We start from the raw sequence: 18,148 nt of genomic DNA on the forward strand, positions 1-18,148 counted from the left end.
GCGAGCTCGCACCTCGACCAGCGGGGTCGGGTCAGCTCATCAGGTCGAGGTAGCGCAGCAGCACTCCCTCGCGCAGCGCCCAGGGGCAGATCGTCAGCTCCGGCACGCCGAGCAGGTCCATCGCGGCCTCGGCGACGATGCCGCCGGCGAGCAGCTGGTGGGCGCGCGAGGCGGAGACGCCCGGCAGCCCGACGCGCTCGTGCGCGGTCATCGTCGAGATCCGGGCGATCGTCGCGGTGACGTCCTCCAGGCGCAGCCGCCGGTCGACGTAGGGCCCGTCGGCGCTCGGCGCGGCGCCCGCGATGCGGGCCAGGGAGCGCATCGTCTTGCTCGTGCCGAGGACGGTGTCGGGCGAGCTCGCCTTGGCGTAGGGCCGGATCTCCTTGGCCAGGGTGGCGCGGACCGCGCGGCGGGCGGCCTTGATCTCCTGCGCCGAAGGGGGGTCGCCCGCCAGCAGGTCACGGGTGACCCGCCCGGCACCCAGGAGGAGCGACTTGGCGATGTCGGGGTCCTCGTCGTCGCCGAGGGTCAGCTCGAGCGAGCCGCCGCCGATGTCGATGACGAGCAGGCGCCCGGCGGACCAGCCGGCCCAGCGGCGGGCGGCGAGGAAGGTCAGGCGCGCCTCGTCCTCACCGCTGAGCACCCGCAGGTCGACGCCCGTGTCGGCACGAACCCGGGCGAGCACTTCGTCGCCGTTGGGCGCCTCGCGCACCGCGCTCGTGGCGAAGGGGAGGATCTCCTCGACCCCGTGGTCCTCGGCGACCTCGAGGCACTCGGCGACGAAGCGCGAGAGGTCGGCCGCGCCCGTGGCGTCGATGCGGCCGGCGTCGTCGACGTGCTCGGACAGCCGCAGCAGGATCTTGTGGGAGGTCGCAGGGATCGGCGCCGCACCGTGGTGGGCGTCGACGATGAGCAGATGGACGGTGTTGGAACCGACGTCGATGACACCCAGGCGCACGGGGGCAACAGTAGACGCAGATCCACCGGCGACCAGAAGCGGACGGGGCATAGGGTGGCGCGCGTGAGCGACGACCACCCCGTGCACCCAGGCGAGACCGACCTGCAGACCGCACGCACCTGGGTCGAGTTCGACGACCCGGCCGACGAGGGCCAGCGCTTCCGCTGCGACCTGACCTGGCTCACCTCGTCGTGGACCTGCGTCTTCGGCTCCGGCTGCCACGGCATCGACGCCGACCAGCCCGACTTCGGCTGCTGCGTCCTCGGAGCGCACTTCACCGACAAGGACGACGTCGCCCGGGTCAAGGCGGTCGTCGACGAGCTCGGCGAGGACGAGTGGGAGCTGCACCCCGGCACGACCCGCACGTCGGCGTGGACGGAGAAAGAGGACGGCGACCTCAAGACGAAGGTCGTCGACGGCGCCTGCATCTTCTTGAACCGCCCGGGCTTCCCCGCCGGCGCCGGCTGCTCGCTGCACCAGCACGCCATGCTCACCGGGGTCGAGCCGCACACGGTCAAGCCGGACGTGTGCTGGCAGCTGCCGATCCGCCGCACCTATCGCACCGTCGAGCTGCCCGACGGGAGCAGCCATCTCGAGGTGAGCATCGGCGAGTACGACCGCCGCGGCTGGGGCCCGGGCGGCCACGAGCTCGACTGGTACTGCTCCGGCAGCCCCGACGCCCACGTCGCCGCCGACCCGGTCTACGTCAGCGAGCGACCGGGCCTGATCGAGCTCATGGGGCAGTCCGGCTACGACGAGCTCGCGGCCCGCTGCGAGGCCCACCTCGAGCTCGTGGCCGCGGCCACCGCGACGACGCGAGACGGACGCCCTTCGCCCTCGGGCCGGGCACTGCTGCCCCTGCTCGTCCACCCGGCCACGCTGGCCGCACGCGAGGAGCGGACGTGACCCCCTTCGACCTCACGGAGCTCGCCGACGAGCTCGGCGACGGCGTGCTCGTCACCGACGCCGACGTCGTGGGGTCCTACTCCACGGACCAGGCGCTCTTCTGCCCCGCCGACGGCGCGGTCGCCCTCGTGCGGGCACGCACGGTCGCCGACGTGCAGGCGACGATGCGCTTCGCGACGCGGCACCGGGTGCCGGTCGTGCCGCAGGGCACCCGGACCGGGCTGTCCGGCGGGGCCAATGCCGTGCCCGGCTGCATCCTGCTCTCGCTGGAGCGCATGGACCGGGTGCTCGAGGTCGACGCCGCCGAGCGCACCGTCACCGTCGAGCCGGGGATCATCAACCAGGACCTCAAGGACGTGCTCGCGCCGCACGGCCTGTCCTACCCGCCGGATCCCGGGTCTGTCGCGATCTCGTCGATCGGCGGCAACGTCGCGACCAACGCCGGCGGGCTGTGCTGCGTGCGCTACGGCGTCACCCGCGACTACGTGCGCCGGCTGCGCGTCGTCCTCGCCGACGGCACCCTCACCACCCTCGGCACGACGACGGCGAAGGGGGTCGCCGGCCTCGACCTTCGCGGCCTCTTCGTCGGGTCGGAGGGCACGCTCGGGGTCGTCGTCGAGGTGACCCTGCGGCTGGTGCCGACGCTGCCGGAGCCGCTTACCGCGGTGGCGACCTTCGCCGACATCCGTTCTGCCGCAGCGACGGTCGCCGACCTCATGGCCTCGGGGGCGCAGCCCTGCCTCGTCGAGTCGATGGACCGCACGACCCTGGAGATGCTCCGCGAGACGGGACACACCGACCTCGACGGGCAGGCCGGCGCCATGCTGCTCGTGCAGTCCGACGGCGGTGGCAGCCGCGATGCCGCGCAGGCCGAGGTCGAGGCGCTGGGGCGCTTCGCGCAGGAGCACGGGGCGCTCGACGTCGCCGTCTCCGACGACCCCGCCGACAGCGCCGCGCTCGTCGCGATGCGGCGGATGGCCCAGCCCTCCTTCGAGCGGTGGGCGCAGGCGCACGGCGGCGGGCAGCTCCTCGACGACGTCTGCCTGCCGCGCACCCGGCTGCCCGAGTTCTACGACCGGCTCGAGACGATCCGGCAGGAGTCGGGGCTGACGATCGCGGTCGTCGCGCACGCCGGCGACGGCAACACCCACCCCTCGGTCTTCTTCGACACGAGCGACCCCGACAGCGTCGCCCGGGCCGATGCGGCCTTCGACGCGATCATGGAGCTCGGCCTCGAGCTCGGCGGCACGATCACCGGCGAGCACGGCGTCGGCCACCTCAAGCGCCGCTGGCTGGCCCGCGAGCTCGACGAGGGCTCCCGGCGGGTGCACCTGGCGGTCAAGGCGGCGCTCGACCCGCTGGGCATCCTCAACCCCGGCAAGATGCTCGCCGAGCTCTGACCCCCTTCGCATCTCCTTGAGGTCGTGAAGGGGGTGTCGGGGGCGGCACGTAGGTTGGCGGCCATGGCGACGAAGAAGGGCGGACCGACCTACCGCTGCAGCGAGTGCGGCTGGACCACGGTCAAGTGGGTCGGGCGATGCGGCGAGTGCCAGGCGTGGGGCAGCGTCGACGAGGTCGGCGGCGCGACGACGCGCACCCTCGCGGCCGCCCGGGTGCAGCGCCCGGCCGTGCCGATCCGCGAGATCGACGGCGAGCAGGCGACCCACCGCTCGACCGGCGTCCCGGAGTTCGACCGGGTGCTCGGCGGCGGGCTCGTCCCCGGGTCGGTCGTCCTCGTGGCCGGTGAGCCCGGCATCGGCAAGTCGACCCTGCTCCTCGACGTGTCCGCCCGTGTCGGCGAGGGGCGGCGCGTCCTCTACATCACCGGCGAGGAGTCGGCCGCGCAGGTGCGCGGGCGCGCGGAGCGCATCGGGGCCGTGACCGACGGGCTCTACCTCGCCGCCGAGACCGACCTGGCGACCGCCCTCGCGCAGATCGAGCAGGTGCGGCCCGACCTCGTCGTCATCGACTCGGTGCAGACGATCGCCTCGACCGAGGTCGACGGTGCTGCGGGCAATGTCAGCCAGGTCCGCGAGGTCGCCGGGTCACTCATCCAGGCGGCCAAGGAGGGTGGCTTCGCGATCCTGCTCGTCGGCCACGTGACCAAGGACGGCTCGATCGCCGGACCCCGCGTCCTCGAACACCTCGTCGACGTCGTCGTGCAGTTCGAGGGTGACCGGCACACCCGGCTGCGCCTGGTCCGCGCGGTGAAGAACCGCTTCGGCCCGACCGACGAGGTCGGGTGCTTCGACCTCACCGACGCCGGGATCATCGGCCTGTCCGACCCCAGCGGCCTCTTCCTCTCCAGCCGCCACATCAACGTCCCGGGCACGTGCGCGACCGTCACGCTCGAAGGGCGGCGACCGCTCGTCGTCGAGGTGCAGTCGCTCGTCTCGCCGTCGCAGATCCCGACCCCGCGCCGCGCCAACGTCGGTCTCGACAGCGGCCGGCTCGCCATGGTCATCGCCGTCCTCGACAAGCGGGCCGGGGCGCCCATCGGCACCCAGGACACCTACGTCTCGACGGTCGGCGGCGTCAAGATCACCGAGCCCTCCAGCGACCTCGCCGTCGCCATCGCCATCGCCAGCGCCGTCCTCGACGAGCCGGTGCCGCACACCCTGCTCGCGCTCGGCGAGATCGGCCTGAGCGGCGAGGTGCGGCCGGCCGTGGGTGTCGCCCGGCGGCTCACGGAAGCGGCCCGGCTCGGGTTCCGCACCGCGCTCGTCCCCGTCGGGGCGCTCGCCGACGCCGCTCCCCCGGCCGGCATGGACGTCGTCGAGGTGACCGACGTCGGGCAGGCGATCTCCGAGATGCGGCAGCGGCACACCGGAGGGACCGTCCACCGACTCCCCTCGTCATAGACTCGCCGGGTGGCCGACCCAGACGACGACCTCTTCCGGACGACCCTCGCCGCGGTCGCGCCGGGCACCGTGCTGCGCGACGGGCTCGAGCGGATCCTGCGGGGCAACACCGGCGCCCTCGTGGTGCTCGGGCACGACAGGCTCGTCGAGAGCCTGTGCACCGGGGGCTTCGACCTCAACATCGAGTTCTCCGCGACCCGCCTGCGCGAGCTGGCGAAGATGGACGGAGCCGTCGTCGTCGACTCCGGCGTCTCGAAGATCCTCAAGGCCGCGGTCCAGCTCGTCCCCGACCCGAGCATCGAGACCCTCGAGAGCGGCACCCGGCACCGCACGGCCGAGCGGGTCGCCCGGCAGACCGGGCACCCCGTCGTCTCGGTGAGCCAGTCGATGCACATCATCGCCCTCTACGTCGACGGCCGACGGCACGTCCTGCGCACGACGCCCGAGCTCGTCTCCCAGGCCAACCAGGCGATGCAGACGCTCGAGCGCTACACGACCCGGCTCAACGAGGTCACCGGCTCGCTGTCGGCCCTCGAGATCGAGGACCTCGTCACCGTCCGGGACGTCGCCGTCGTCCTCCAGCGCCTCGAGATGGTCCGCCGCATCCACGCCGAGATCGCCGAGTACGTCCTCGAGCTCGGCATCGACGGCCGCTTGCTCACCCTCCAGCTCGAGGAGCTGACGGCTGGCCTCGACGACGACCTCAACGCGGTCATCCTCGACTACCTCGACCCCAAGGGGCCGGTCGCCGACGCCCAAGGGGTCATGGACAACCTCTCGGCGCTCGACGCCACCGAGCTGCTCGACCTCGGCCACGTCGCCAAGTCGCTCGGCTTCGCGATCGTGGGAGAGTCGCTCGACGCGTCGGTCAGCCCACGCGGACTGCGCATCCTCGGCAAGATCCCGCGCCTGCCGGGCGCCATCGTCGACCGGCTCGTCCTCCACTTCGGCTCGCTGCAACGACTGCTCGCGGCCGGCATCGACGACCTGATGGCCGTCGAGGGGGTCGGCGAGCTGCGCGCCCGCACCGTCCGCGAGGGTCTGTCACGACTCGCGGAGAGCTCGATCCTCGAGCGGTACGTCTGACGTGCTCCGATTCCTGGTCTCGCTGCTCGCCGGCGGGCTGGTGATCGGTGGCGCGTGGTTCGGATGGACCCGCAGCGCCGACGTCGAGGCGACGCTGGCTGGTGCAGCCGACCGGGCGGGAGCGCCCATCCCGACGAGGCAACGGACTCCCCCTTCGCCCACACCGACGGCGACCGCCCTGTCCACGCGTGGCACTGATCCGGGGCGCCCCTGCGACCTGCCCACACCGACCGACGCCGCAGGGATGAACACCCTCATGACCCAGCTCGACGGCGAGCCGCGGCTGCAGGGCGCCGACCACGGCGGCTCGGTCATGCTCGCCGACGGCCGACGGCTCTTCGTCTACGGCGACACGGTGCGGGACACGGACGTCGTCGGCCCCTTCATGGTGCGCAACTCGGTGCTCGTCGCCAACGGCGGCTGCCTCAAGGCCATGCGCGTCGAAGGCGACGGTGCGGTCATCCCCGACACCGGCGATCTCGGCCACTGGCCGATGTCGTTGCGCGCCGACCCCGTGCCCGGGGGCACCCGGGTGCAGGTGCTCACCGCGACCGTGCACGAACTCGGCGGGCGCGACTTCGAGACGATCGGGACCGGCCTGGCGACCTTCGAGGTCCCGACCAACCGGATGCCGCGGCTCGTGTCGCACCGGGCGGTCACCGCACGCAGCACCGACCCGCGGGTGCCGACGTGGGGCGCCGCGATGTGGGACGAGGGTCCGTGGACCTATGTCTTCGGCACCGCGAGCGACGAGGGCAAGACGACGGCAGGATGGTCGCTGCATGTCGCCCGCACCCCGACCGGTTCGCTCGCCTCCGCGCGCACCTGGGAGTACTGGGACGGCAGCTCGTGGGTCGCCGGTGACCCTGCGGCCGCCCAGACCCCCGCGGCCCAGCTCGTCGGCGCCGACCAGGGCGTCTCGCACGTCCTCGGGGTCTTCGAGCGCGACGGCTCGTGGTTCGCGGTGAGCAAGGAGGGCGACTTCCAAGGAGACCAGCTCGCCGTGTGGAAGGCGCCGTCGGTCACCGGGCCGTGGACGAAGCACCGCGTGCGACCGCTCGGCAACGACGCGTCGACGGTGCGCTACACCGTGCTCTCCCACCCGGACCTCACGACCCCGCCGGGCACGGTCCTCGTCTCGTGGAGCGAGGCACCGACGAGCGAGCCCGACTTCCACACCCACCCGCAGCGTTACCGTCCGCGCTTCGCCGAGATCGAGCTGCCATGACTCTGCCCGACACCACTCGCGGCGCGGGCGAGGCCGCGAGCGCCCAGCTGCGCACCGCCGTGCTCGCGTGGTTCGACGAGCACGGTCGTGACCTGCCCTGGCGTGACCCCCGGTGCTCCGCCTGGGGTGTCTACCTCTCGGAGGTGATGTCGCAGCAGACGCCCGTCGCCCGGGTGCTGCCGGTCTGGGAGCGCTGGCTCGAGCGGTGGCCGACGCCGGCCGACCTGGCCGCGGACTCCCCCGGCGAGGCGGTGCGCATGTGGGACCGCCTGGGTTACCCACGTCGGGCGCTGCGGCTGTGGGAGTCGGCCGCGGCGATGGTCGAGCGCCACGACGGCGAGGTCCCGCGCGACCACGACGACCTGCTCGCCCTGCCCGGCGTCGGCCCCTACACCGCTGCCGCCGTCGCGTCCTTCGCCTTCGGGGACCCGCGCACCGTCGTCGACACCAACGTCCGCCGGGTCCTCGCCCGCACGGTGAGCGGCACGCAGCACGCGGCACCGGCACTCACCGCTGCCGAGATGCGCCTGGCCGATGCCTCGATGCCGGCCGACCGGGACGAGGCCAACCGGTGGAATGCCGCGTCGATGGAGCTGGGCGCCCTCGTCTGCACGGCCCGCTCGCCGCGCTGCGACGAGTGCCCGGTCAGCCACCTGTGCGCCTGGCAGCTCGCCGGCCGCCCGGAGCACGAGGGGCCGCCACGGCGCGGTCAGGCCTGGCACGGCACCGACCGCCAGGTGCGCGGCCGCATCGTGCAGCTGCTGCGCGAGAGCGCGGACCCGGTCTCGCGCCGCGACGTCGACGCCACGTGGCCGGACGACCCGGCGAAGGTCGAGCGATGCCTCGCCGGGCTCGTCGAGGACGGTCTCGTCGAGCCGGTGGCCGGCGGATACGCCCTGCCGGGGTGAGGGACACCCCCCTTCGAGGCTCCTGCGTCGCACCTCCCAGGCGGAACGTGGGACCCAAGGACGGCGCCTTCGTCCGTCAGAGCTGGCGCAGCATCCGGGTGTTGCCGAGGGTGTTGGGCTTGACCCGCTCGAGGTCGAGGAACTCGGCCACGCCCTCGTCGTAGGAGCGCAGCAGCTCGACGTAGACGTCGGGGTCGACTGCCTGGCCCTCGATCTCGGTGAAGCCGTGCCGGGTGAAGAAGTCGACCTCGAAGGTCAGGCAGAAGAGCCGCTCGACCCCCAGCTCGACGGCGTCCTCGGCGAGCGCCTCGAGCAGGGCGCCTCCGACACCGTGCCCCAGGTGCTCGGCGGAGACGGCGAGGGTGCGGATCTCGGCGAGGTCGTCCCACATGACGTGCAACGCACCGCAGCCGACGACCTGACCGTCGATCTCGGCGACGCGGAACTCCTGCAGCCCCTCGAAGTAGGCGACGGTGTCCTTGCTGACGAGGACCCGCCGCTCGGCCAGGGGCGCGACGAGGGCACGGATGTCGCGCACGTCGCGGGTGCGGGCGCGGCGGATGGTCACGGTCACCGGACAAACCTACGCCCCCGCCACGAGGGCGAGGGCGCAGGTCGGTCCGCTCGGCGAGCGGCGGCGCGAAGGGGGGTCAGCGCACCGTGTACTCCGGCTGGGACTGGACGTTGAGCTCGCCCATCCGGATCGTGTCGGCCCGCTTCGTGGCGGGGTCGTTGAACTTCAGCACGTCGAAGCCGCGGGCGATGTCCGAGGAGTAGACGTGGCCGTTGTAGTAGTACGTCGACCACGTGCCACCGATGCCCTCGTCGGCCGGCAGCGGACCTCGCTCGAAGTAGCCGAGCTCCTTGGGGTTGCTCGAGTCGGTGAAGTCCCACACGCTCACGCCACCCTGGTACCAGGACTGGACCATGAGGTCCCTGCCCTTGACCGGGATGATCGAGCCGTTGTGCGCGACGCAGTTCTCCGTCTCGGTCTGGTGCCGCTGGATCTTGTAGTACGAGCGGAAGGTCAGCTGACCGGTCTCGGACAGGTCGTAGATCGCGTTGGCGCCGCGGTTGGGCCCGATGTCGGCGGTGCACGTCGGGGCGCCGCCACCGCCGAGCTCGTCGGTGAAGACGACCTTGCTCGCGTCGGCGTTGAAGGTCGCCGAGTGCCAGAAGGCGAAGTTCTCGTCGTCCCGGACCTGCTCGATGACCTGGGGAGCCTCCGGGTCCTTGATGTCCATGATGATGCCGTCACCCATGCACGCGCCCGCCGCGAGGTCCTTGCTCGGCAGGGCGGTGATGTCGTGGCAGCCGGTCGTCGCCGAGCGACCCGCGATCGGCGTGGGGCCGGGGCCACCGGGGTTGCCGCCGTCGGGGAAGAGGTTGGGCGTGGCGATGACCGACGCATCGGTCGGCGCGGCCTTGTCGACCTTGACGATCGAGATCAGGTCGTGCGGCGTCTGGCAGTCCGGGTACTCGGCGCGCGGCGAGTAGCTCGACACGTAGAGGTAGTCGGTGCCCTTGTTGGCGCCCTTGCCCGGGACGAGCGTGTGGGTGTGCGAGCCGCAGGCGGTCTCGACGGACTTGATGTACTGCGGGTTGCGCAGGTCGGAGATGTCGAAGATTTTGATCCCCTCCCAGCTCTCCTTGACCGTGGCCGACTGCGAGGTCGAGGCGCACGAGTCGTCGCTGCGGGAGGAGTCGGTCGACAGGTAGAGCAGGTCGCCGGAGACGGAGATGTCGTTCTGGCTGCCCGGGCACTTCACCTGGACGATCGTCTTGGGCTGGCGCGGGTTCTTGACGTCGATGATCGAGAAGCCGTCGTAGTTGCCGACGAAGGCCTTGTCGTCCTGGAAGGCGATGTCGGTGCCGATGCCCTCGGCGAGCGCACCGGACGGCGCGATGTTGGCCAGGTGCTGGACGTTCTTGCTGCGACCGATCTCGTCGGTCCCCAGGTCGGTGCCGGAGACTCCGATCCGGTCACCGGGTCCGTCGGCGAGGGCGCTGGTGGCGCCCGCCCCCGACATGACCAGTGCGGTGGCCGCGACGACGGCCAGGGTGGATCTGCGCATGATTCCTCCACGGGGTGGCGTCCGCCGGGGCGGGGTGTGCCCCGCGCGGGATCCGCCAAGCCTTCCGTGTCGGCGCCGCCCCACGGCCCCGCTCCGGGTCGGGGTTTGGTCAGGATCTGGTCAGGATCACCCGCGGCCGACCCGTGACGGCCCACCACGGACGAAGGGGGGTTACCGTCGCCCTCGTGAGCCCACGTCTGACCCCCTTCGTCCTCGCTGCCGCCCTCGTGCTCGGCGGGTGCTCGGGCAGCGGCGACGACGCCTCGACCTCGGCCACCTCGCCCGATGCACCGGTCCTGCAGCCGGGCACACCCGGCGAGTCGAACTCGTCGCTGACCGGCGACGACGCCGTCGCGACGCCGTCGTCGAGTCACAACGACGCGGACGTGACCTTCCTGCAGGACATGATCCGCCACCACGCGCAGGCCGTCGTCATGGGCGACATCGTCAAGGGGCGCCTGACCGACGCCAAGGTGCGCTCCATGGCCAGCCGGATCAGCGACGAGCAGAAGCCCGAGATGAAGGGGATGGCCTCGACCCTGCGCTCCTGGGGCGAGAAGGTGCCGATCGAGGCGAGCAACCCGAGCGGCAGCGGCCACGGCAGCCACGACGACCACACTGACATGCCCGGCATGGCCACGCCGGCACAGCTGAGCGACCTGCGCACGGCGAAGGGGGCGGACGTCGACCGGCTCTACCTCGACCTGATGATCGCGCACCACGAGGGCGCTCTCGAGATGTGCACGACCTTGGGAGACAAGGGCGCCGACGAGCGCACCGGCGAGCTCGGCGACGACATCTCGGTCACCCAGACCAAGCAGATCGACCAGATGAAGGGCATGCAGCGCCGTCTCTGACGCGCACCCCCGGCGCGGGCCTGATCGCCACTCCCCCGCCCTCTCCTGCAGCATCCCTTGACCCGGCACGTCGACCGGCCTATCGTCGTATTCAACCTATTGGTTGAATAAGGAGCACGCGATGGAGGACCACCCCGAGGAGCGACTCTCCCGGGCCTTCGCCGCGCTCTCCGATCCGGTCCGGCGGGACATCGTCACCCGCCTCACGGTCGGTGACGCCACCGTCAACGACCTCGCCGCCCCCTACGACATCAGCCTCCAGGCCGTGAGCAAGCACCTCAAGGTCCTCGAGGACGCCGGCCTCGTCAGCCGGCGCAGGGAGGCCCAACGCCGTCCGGTCCACCTCGAGGCCGATGTCCTGGCCACGATGACCGGCTGGATCGAGCGGCACCAGCAGCGAGCCGAGCAACGCATGTCCCGGCTCGAGGAGGTCCTCGGCGACCTCCCTTCGCCCGACCCGGGCACCACGAGCACAGGAGCAGACCGATGAGCACCCAGCCCAGCACCGACCACATCACGACCGCGACGATCGAGGCCGACCCCGAGGTCCCCGTCGTGCGGATCACCCGCGACTTCAAGGCGACCGCGGCGCAGCTGCACCGCGCGCACACCGACCCCGAGCTCTACAAGCGGTGGGTCGGGCCCGACGAGCTCGACACGATCATCGACTACTGGGACGCGCGCACCGGTGGCAGCTACCGCTTCACCAATGTCGCGAAGGAGGGCAGCGAGCGGCGCGTGCAGGGCGACACCCAGGAGTTCCACTTCTTCGGCAGCTTCCACGAGGTGCGCCCCGACCGGATCGTCCAGACCTTCACCTTCGAGGGCTTCCCCGACGGGGTCTCGCTCGACACGATGACCTTCGAGGACCTCGGTGACGGGTGGACGCGCGTCCACGGCCAATCGGTCCTGCCGACCTTCGAGGCGCGCGAGATGATGCTCGCCTCCGGCATGGAGATCGGCATCAACGAGGGCTATGCAGCACTCGACGCGATGCTCGATGCCGGGGAGGTCGCGTGACCTCCTTGTCGTCGCTGTCCGTCGCCGACCGCTACCGGTCGGCGTCGGACGGCTTCGCGCGACGGGTCGCCGGCACGACCGACTGGGACGCGCCGACACCGGTGGCGCAGTGGCGGGCCCGCGACGTCGTCGGTCACCTGACGACCTGGCTGCCGGCACTCGTGGCGTCCGGCTGCGAGGTGCGCCTGGACCCCGTGCCGTCCGCCGAGGAAGACCCGGTCGGCGCGTGGGCCGGTCTCGACGCGCAGCTTCGATCGCTGCTCGACGACCCGGCGACCGAGGAGGTCGTCTTCGAGCACGAGCACATCGGCCGGATGCCGCTGCCGCAGATGCTCGACCAGTTCTTCACGAGCGACGTCGTCTTCCACACCTGGGACCTCGCCCGCGCCACCGGGCAGGACGACCGGCTCGACGAGGACTACCTCGCCGAGGCCCTGGCCGGGATGCAGGCGCAGGCCGAGATGATCCGGGCGTCCGGGCAGTTCGGAGAGCAGCAGTCGGTGCCCGAGGACGCGAGCGTCCAGGAGCGCTTCTTCGCCTTCATCGGGCGGGACCCGCGCTGGGCGCCGCCGGCGGGCTGAGCCCGGACCGCCCTCGATCTCCGCAAGACCCTGGGGTTTTGCGGAGATAGGGGGGATGGCGAAGGGGAGGTGGCCAGTGATCTGGCCACCTCCCCTTCGTCTGCAGCGTCCGCGCTGGGTCAGTCGGCGGAACCGTCGCCCGCCTCGACGAGCGGGACGTCCAGCTCGCCGACCTTGGGCGCACCCTTGAAGGTGAACTCGGCGTCCTTGCCCTCGCCGGTCGCGTCGACCGCGACGATCTCGCCGGAGACGAGCTCGCCGAAGAGGATCTTCTCCGACAGCACGTCCTCGATCTCGCGCTGGATCGTGCGCTTGAGCGGACGAGCGCCGAGGACCGGGTCGTAGCCGCGCTTGGCGAGCAGCGCCTTGGCCGCGGGCGTGAGCTCGATGCCCATGTCCTTGTCCTTGAGGCGCTTGTCGAGCTTGGCGACCTCGAGGTCGACGATCTCGACGAGCTCGTCCTGGCTCAGCTGCGGGAAGACGATCGTGTCGTCGACGCGGTTGAGGAACTCGGGGCGGAAGTGGTTCTTCAGCTCGTCGGTGACCTTGGCCTTCATGCGCTCGTAGTCCGTGCGCTGGTCGGTGCTCGAGGTGAAGCCCATGGCGCCCTTGGAGATGTCCCGCGTGCCGAGGTTGGTCGTCATGATGATGACCGTGTTCTTGAAGTCGACCATCCGACCCTGCGAGTCGGTGAGGCGGCCGTCCTCGAGCACCTGCAGCAACGAGTTGAAGATCTCCGGGTGTGCCTTCTCGACCTCGTCGAAGAGCACCACGGAGAAGGGCTTGCGGCGCACCTTCTCGGTGAGCTGGCCACCCTCGTCGTAGCCGACGTAGCCGGGGGGCGAGCCGAAGAGGCGGCTGACCGTGTGCTTCTCGGAGAACTCCGACATGTCGAGGGTGATGAGGCTGTCCTCGTCGCCGAAGAGGAACTCCGCGAGGGCCTTGGCCAGCTCGGTCTTGCCGACACCGGTGGGGCCGGCGAAGATGAACGAGCCGCCGGGGCGACGCGGGTCCTTGAGGCCGGCGCGGGTGCGTCGGATGGCCTGCGAGAGCGCCTTGATCGCGTCGTCGTTGCCGACGACCCGCTTGTGCAGCTCGCCCTCCATGTTGAGCAGTCGCGTCGACTCCTCCTCGGAGAGCTTGAAGACGGGGATGCCGGTCGAGGCGGCGAGCACCTCGGCGATGAGCTCCTCGTCGACCTCGGCGACGACGTCCATGTCGCCGGCCTTCCACTCCTCCTCGCGGCGGGCCTTCTCCGCGAGCAGGTTCTTCTCGTCGTCACGCAGACCGGCGGCCTTCTCGAAGTCCTGGCCGTCGATGGCCGACTCCTTCTCGAGGCGCACCTTGGCGATCTTGTCGTCGAACTCCTTGAGGTCGGCGGGGGCCGTCATCCGACGGATGCGCAGGCGCGCGCCCGCCTCGTCGATGAGGTCGATCGCCTTGTCGGGGAGGAAGCGGTCGTTGACGTAGCGGTCGGCCATCGTCACGGCAGCCACGATCGCCGGGTCGGTGATCGTCACCTTGTGGTGGGCCTCGTAGCGGTCACGCAGGCCCTTGAGCATCTCGATGGCGTGGGCCAGCGAGGGCTCGGCGACCTGGATCGGCTGGAAGCGGCGCTCGAGGGCCGAGTCCTTCTCGATGTGCTTGCGGTACTCCTCGAGCGTCGTCGCGCCGATGGTCTGCAGCTCACCGCGGGCGAGCATCGGCTTGAGGATGCTCGCGGCGTCGATCGCGCCCTCGGCGGCACCCGCACCCACGAGGGTGTGGATCTCGTCGATGAAGAGGATGATGTCGCCGCGCGTCTTGATCTCCTTGAGCACCTTCTTCAGGCGCTCCTCGAAGTCACCGCGGTAGCGGCTGCCGGCGACGAGCGAGCCGAGGTCGAGCGTGTAGAGCTGCTTGTCCTTGAGCGGCTCGGGGACGTCCTCGTTGACGATGTCCTGGGCCAGGCCCTCGACGACGGCCGACTTGCCGACACCGGGCTCACCGATGAGGACGGGGTTGTTCTTCGTGCGACGCGAGAGCACCTGCATGACGCGCTCGATCTCCTGCTCACGCCCGATGACCGGGTCGAGCTGGCCCTCACGCGCGGCCTGGGTGAGGTTGCGGCCGAACTGGTCGAGCACGAGCGAGCCCGCGGGCTGCCCCTCGGCCGGGCCGGTGCCGGCGCCGACGCCAGCGGCCTGGCCCTCCTTGCCACCCTGGTAGCCCGAGATGAGCTGGATGACGGTCTGGCGGACGCGACCGAGGTCGGCGCCCAGCTTGACGAGGACCTGGGCGGCGACGCCCTCGCCCTCGCGGATCAGGCCGAGGAGGATGTGCTCGGTGCCGATGTAGTTGTGCCCCAGCTGCAGCGCCTCGCGCAGGGACAGCTCGAGGACCTTCTTGGCCCGCGGGGTGAAGGGGATGTGACCCGACGGAGCCTGCTGGCCGGGACCGATGATGTCCTGGACCTGCTCGCGGACGGCGTCGAGGGAGACGCCGAGCGACTCCAGCGCCTTGCTGGCGACACCCTCGCCCTCGTGGATGAGGCCGAGGAGGATGTGCTCGGTGCCGATGTAGTTGTGGTTGAGGAGGCGTGCCTCCTCCTGGGCGAGGACGACGACCCGGCGGGCCCGGTCGGTGAACCGTTCGAACATGGGATCTACCCCTTCACGTGGTGCTCAGACCTCGATGCTAACCGTGCTCGCTCCCTGAGCCGGGGGGCGAGCCTCTCACGGGGTCACAACGCCGCTCCCCCCGACCCTGTTCCACGAGACGAAGGGGGTGCGGCCGTGTTCGCTCTCAGCGGACGCCGGCCATCGCGGACCGCTCGACGGCGGCCGCCGTGGCCCGCCGCACGACCAGGATCCAGCCGGGCAGCGCCAGCACCATGACGACCGCGGCGACGCAGTGACCGATGACCCACCGCTCGATGTCCTGCGCCGACATCAGGTCACCACCGAGGGCCTGCCCCGCGTTCATGCCGAAGAAGGCAAGCAGCCACGTGACCCACCAGATGGCCAGCAGGCCGCGCGCACGCACGCCCAGCGCGCTCATCGCGTCGCCGACCGCCTGCAGCGGGAACCACAGGTTGACGACCGGCACACCCCAGCCGAGGACCGACCACACCACGGAGCGTCGGTGCCAGTGCCCGGGAGCGACCGCCTCGGCGACGCGGCGCAGCCCGTAGAGCCAGATCGCCCCCGCGGCCCACGCGGTCGGCATGCACAGCGTCGCGGCGCCGGCACAGCCCAGGAGCAGCACGAAACCGGCGCTGTCGCCACCGGTCCCCTCGGCCCAGGCCTGCATGTCCCCCTTCGCCACGAGGGCGATGACCGCGGTCACGACCATGACGAGGGTCCAGACGACGGCGACGACCACGGTCACACGCGCGCTCGTCACGGGCGGTCCGGGCGGAGCCGGCGGGCTGGGCTGGGCAGGGGTCGACGGGACGGGAGATGTCGTCAGCTGGCTCATGTCCTCGAACCTAGGAACGCGAGCGGCCGCGCGCCCGACGAGCTGCGCCCGCCTGTGGACAACTCGACACGCTGCCTAGGCTGGCGCCATGCGCACGGTCTTCGACCCCACCGACCCGGACACGAATGCCTACGACCTGCTGACGAGCATCGTCGTGCCGCGGCCGATCGCGTGGATCACGAGCGTCGGAGCCGACGGGGTCGGCAACCTCGCGCCGCACTCCTTCTTCAACGTCGCGTGCGCGCGACCGCCGATGATCAGCTTCACCTCCGTCGGCCACAAGGACACCCTGCGCAATGTCCTCGCGACCGAGCACTTCGTCGTCAACCTCGTCTCGGAGGACCTCGCCGAGCTCGCCAACGCGAGCAGCGCCCCCTTCGACCCGGAGGTGGACGAGGCGCAGGCCCTCGGCGTGCGCCTCGAGCCCAGCGAGATCGTGCCCGTGCCCCGCGTCGCGGACTCGGCGACCTCGATCGAGTGCCGGCTGCACTCGAGCACCGAGCTCGGCGACAGCCACCTCGTCATCGGCGAGGTCGTGGCGATCACCGTGCGCAGCGACGCCCTGACCGACGGGCGCCCGACGATCGACGCGCTGCGTCCGGTCTCCCGTCTCGGGCGCGACGAGTGGGGGCACTCTCCCGAGGTCTTCCGCCTGACGCGGCCGCGCCGCCCCTGACGGCGCGACCACCGGGCGGTCAGTCGCAGAAGGTGGGGTTGAACCACACCTCGTCGACGCGGGTGCCGGCCTTGTTCATGAACCAGAAGACCTTGCCCCGGCTGTAGATGCGGCCGTCGTTGAAGACGCTCGAGTCGTCGACGCGCATCCACCCGGCGCGCGCCTTGAGATAGGTCGTGGAGTTGCCCACCCCGACCTTGTAGGGCAGGTCGATCTGACGCGAGGCAGCGGCGGTGAAGACGCCGTAGCTGTCGAGCCGGACCGGCTTGGTCTGCGACACCCCACGCACGACGACGCCCTCGTTCCAGAAGATCGCCGAGTAGTAGTGGGTGCTGCCGGTGACGTCGCTCAGGCAGCCGTCGACCCGGTCGGTGCTCGTCTCGTCGGACCAGCCGAAGGTGGGGTTGACGGAGTTCTTGACGCTCCACACCGACGCCGGGAACCACGCCGTCCCGATGCGTCGTTCGGTGAAGTCGAGCCGGTCGTCAGAGGCGACCGAGGCCGCGTCGGCCCCGGTGTCGGACGTCGGTGCGGCGCTCGCGGCGGGCACGAGAGCCGCCGCCAGGGCGACGGCGGCGACGGTGGCGGACAGCGTGCGGTGGTGCGTGATCATGTGATCCCCCGATCCCTGATGTGGTCCGGACCACGCTAGTGGCGCCGAGGGGCGCGGGGGAAGGCCCGATCGGCCAGCGGCTCGACGCGCCGCTCAGCTGCGGCGCTGGCAGTTGGCGCACCAGTAGAGGGTGCGGCCGGCGACGTCCTTCGAGCGCACCTTCGACCCGCAGACCACGCAGGCCTCGTCGGTGCGCTTGTAGACATAGCTCGTCCGCTCCGTCAGGTGCACGTCCTCCCCCTTCGCCAGGGCGGCCTCGACCTGCTCGACCTGGTCGTCGACGGTGACGATCCGGCTCGTGGCCACTCCGAGCGGCAGCAGCCGCCGCAGGTCCGCCCAGACGAGGTCCCACGACGCCCGCTTGAGCCGCTCCCCCGGCGTCGCGGGGTTGATCCGGTGCCGGTAGAGGACCTCGCAGCGGTAGACGTTGCCGACGCCCGCGAGCACGTCCTGCTCCATGAGCAGGGCCGCGATCGACTTGCGGGAGCGTCGGATCCGCTCCCACGCAGGCCCACCGTCGGTGTCCCGCAAGGGATCCGGCCCGAGCTTCGCGTGCACCGCGTCCTCCTGCTCGGGGGTGATGACCGCGCAGGTCATCGGTCCGCGCAGGTCGGCCACGTGCTCGTCGGTCGCGATGCGGCAGCGCACCTGCCCGATGACCGGCCGCTCACCGACATAGGCGGCCTCGTCGATGGTGAAGGTCCCGATGAGCCCGAGGTGGACGTGCAGGATGCGGTCGCCGGCGAGCTCGACGAAGAGGTGCTTGCCGTGGGCGCGCGCCTCGAGCAGCTCGTGACCGGTGAGCAGCGCCGCGCCGGTGGCGAAGCGCCCCTGCGGGGACGACACCTCGACGACCTGGCCGGCAAAGGTGGCGTGCAGGTCGCGGGCGATGCGGTGGAGGGTGTGGCCTTCGGGCATGA

At 71.4% G+C, this 18,148-nt stretch carries 18 protein-coding genes; 11 read left to right on the plus strand and 7 right to left on the minus strand.

Going from position 1 to position 18,148, the window contains the following annotated elements; genetic code table 11:
• Positions 1-31: 31 nt before the first annotated feature.
• Positions 32-958 carry a Ppx/GppA phosphatase family protein gene (locus NMQ01_RS12680; RefSeq protein ID WP_255184279.1) on the minus strand — a complete coding sequence of 309 codons (927 nt, stop codon included), beginning with the start codon at positions 956-958 and terminating at the stop codon, positions 32-34.
• Positions 959-1,021: 63 nt separating this feature from the next.
• Here NMQ01_RS12680 and NMQ01_RS12685 point away from each other — a divergent pair, with 63 nt between their 5' ends.
• From NMQ01_RS12685 to NMQ01_RS12710, 6 genes are all read left to right on the plus strand, one after another.
• Positions 1,022-1,864 carry a hypothetical protein gene (locus NMQ01_RS12685; RefSeq protein ID WP_255184280.1) on the plus strand — a complete coding sequence of 281 codons (843 nt, stop codon included), beginning with the start codon at positions 1,022-1,024 and terminating at the stop codon, positions 1,862-1,864.
• On the plus strand, positions 1,861-3,264 hold the full coding sequence (locus NMQ01_RS12690; RefSeq protein WP_255184281.1) for an FAD-binding oxidoreductase: 1,404 nt from the start codon (positions 1,861-1,863) through the stop codon (positions 3,262-3,264). Before NMQ01_RS12685 ends, NMQ01_RS12690 begins: the two co-directional genes overlap by 4 nt.
• Before the next feature lie 63 nt (positions 3,265-3,327).
• Complete coding sequence (radA, locus tag NMQ01_RS12695; RefSeq protein WP_255184282.1) at positions 3,328-4,725, plus strand: DNA repair protein RadA; 1,398 nt, start codon at positions 3,328-3,330, stop codon at positions 4,723-4,725.
• 9 nt (positions 4,726-4,734) lie between these two features.
• Positions 4,735-5,811: a DNA integrity scanning diadenylate cyclase DisA gene (gene disA, locus NMQ01_RS12700; protein WP_255184283.1), complete on the plus strand. Its 1,077-nt coding sequence runs from the start codon at positions 4,735-4,737 to the stop codon at positions 5,809-5,811.
• A 1-nt stretch (position 5,812) separates the two neighbouring features.
• Positions 5,813-7,039 carry a hypothetical protein gene (locus NMQ01_RS12705; protein ID WP_255184284.1) on the plus strand — a complete coding sequence of 409 codons (1,227 nt, stop codon included), beginning with the start codon at positions 5,813-5,815 and terminating at the stop codon, positions 7,037-7,039.
• Positions 7,036-7,947: an A/G-specific adenine glycosylase gene (locus NMQ01_RS12710; protein WP_255184285.1), complete on the plus strand. Its 912-nt coding sequence runs from the start codon at positions 7,036-7,038 to the stop codon at positions 7,945-7,947. Before NMQ01_RS12705 ends, NMQ01_RS12710 begins: the two co-directional genes overlap by 4 nt.
• Positions 7,948-8,023: 76 nt before the next feature.
• Here the strand turns inward: NMQ01_RS12710 and NMQ01_RS12715 are convergent, their stop codons facing one another.
• Together NMQ01_RS12715 and NMQ01_RS12720 are read right to left on the minus strand one after the other, a co-directional pair.
• On the minus strand, positions 8,024-8,521 hold the full coding sequence (locus tag NMQ01_RS12715) for an amino-acid N-acetyltransferase (protein ID WP_255184286.1): 498 nt from the start codon (positions 8,519-8,521) through the stop codon (positions 8,024-8,026).
• A gap of 76 nt (positions 8,522-8,597) precedes the next feature.
• Positions 8,598-10,022, minus strand: coding sequence for an LVIVD repeat-containing protein (locus NMQ01_RS12720; RefSeq protein WP_255184287.1), 1,425 nt, complete (start codon positions 10,020-10,022; stop codon positions 8,598-8,600).
• 185 nt (positions 10,023-10,207) lie between these two features.
• Between NMQ01_RS12720 and NMQ01_RS12725 the strand changes: the two genes are divergently transcribed.
• From NMQ01_RS12725 to NMQ01_RS12740, 4 genes are all read left to right on the plus strand, one after another.
• Positions 10,208-10,879 (plus strand): DUF305 domain-containing protein, encoded by a 672-nt coding sequence (locus tag NMQ01_RS12725; RefSeq protein WP_255184288.1) that lies wholly within the window; start codon positions 10,208-10,210, stop codon positions 10,877-10,879.
• Between the two features lie 121 nt (positions 10,880-11,000).
• Entirely contained in the window at positions 11,001-11,369 is a 369-nt protein-coding gene (locus NMQ01_RS12730; protein WP_255184289.1) for a helix-turn-helix transcriptional regulator, read from the plus strand.
• Positions 11,366-11,899: an SRPBCC family protein gene (locus NMQ01_RS12735; protein ID WP_255184290.1), complete on the plus strand. Its 534-nt coding sequence runs from the start codon at positions 11,366-11,368 to the stop codon at positions 11,897-11,899. Before NMQ01_RS12730 ends, NMQ01_RS12735 begins: the two co-directional genes overlap by 4 nt.
• Entirely contained in the window at positions 11,896-12,480 is a 585-nt protein-coding gene (locus NMQ01_RS12740; protein WP_255184291.1) for a TIGR03086 family metal-binding protein, read from the plus strand. The genes NMQ01_RS12735 and NMQ01_RS12740 overlap by 4 nt, the downstream gene beginning before the upstream one ends.
• A 119-nt stretch (positions 12,481-12,599) precedes the next feature.
• Here NMQ01_RS12740 and NMQ01_RS12745 read toward each other — a convergent pair whose 3' ends face one another.
• Together NMQ01_RS12745 and NMQ01_RS12750 are read right to left on the minus strand one after the other, a co-directional pair.
• A complete protein-coding gene (locus NMQ01_RS12745) occupies positions 12,600-15,119 on the minus strand; it encodes an ATP-dependent Clp protease ATP-binding subunit (RefSeq protein WP_255184292.1) in 2,520 nt (839 codons plus the stop codon).
• A gap of 145 nt (positions 15,120-15,264) precedes the next feature.
• Complete coding sequence (locus NMQ01_RS12750; protein WP_255184293.1) at positions 15,265-15,939, minus strand: DUF4328 domain-containing protein; 675 nt, start codon at positions 15,937-15,939, stop codon at positions 15,265-15,267.
• 88 nt (positions 15,940-16,027) lie between these two features.
• Here NMQ01_RS12750 and NMQ01_RS12755 point away from each other — a divergent pair, with 88 nt between their 5' ends.
• Positions 16,028-16,615, plus strand: coding sequence for a flavin reductase family protein (locus NMQ01_RS12755; RefSeq protein WP_255184294.1), 588 nt, complete (start codon positions 16,028-16,030; stop codon positions 16,613-16,615).
• A 19-nt stretch (positions 16,616-16,634) separates the two neighbouring features.
• Here NMQ01_RS12755 and NMQ01_RS12760 read toward each other — a convergent pair whose 3' ends face one another.
• Positions 16,635-17,228 (minus strand): hypothetical protein, encoded by a 594-nt coding sequence (locus NMQ01_RS12760; RefSeq protein WP_255184295.1) that lies wholly within the window; start codon positions 17,226-17,228, stop codon positions 16,635-16,637.
• A gap of 93 nt (positions 17,229-17,321) precedes the next feature.
• Positions 17,322-18,146, minus strand: a complete 825-nt coding sequence (locus tag NMQ01_RS12765; protein ID WP_255184296.1) for an Fpg/Nei family DNA glycosylase — start codon at positions 18,144-18,146, stop codon at positions 17,322-17,324.
• Between the last annotated feature and the right edge of the window lie 2 nt (positions 18,147-18,148).

Source organism: Janibacter sp. CX7, assembly GCF_024362365.1.
GTDB lineage: Bacteria > Actinomycetota > Actinomycetes > Actinomycetales > Dermatophilaceae > Janibacter.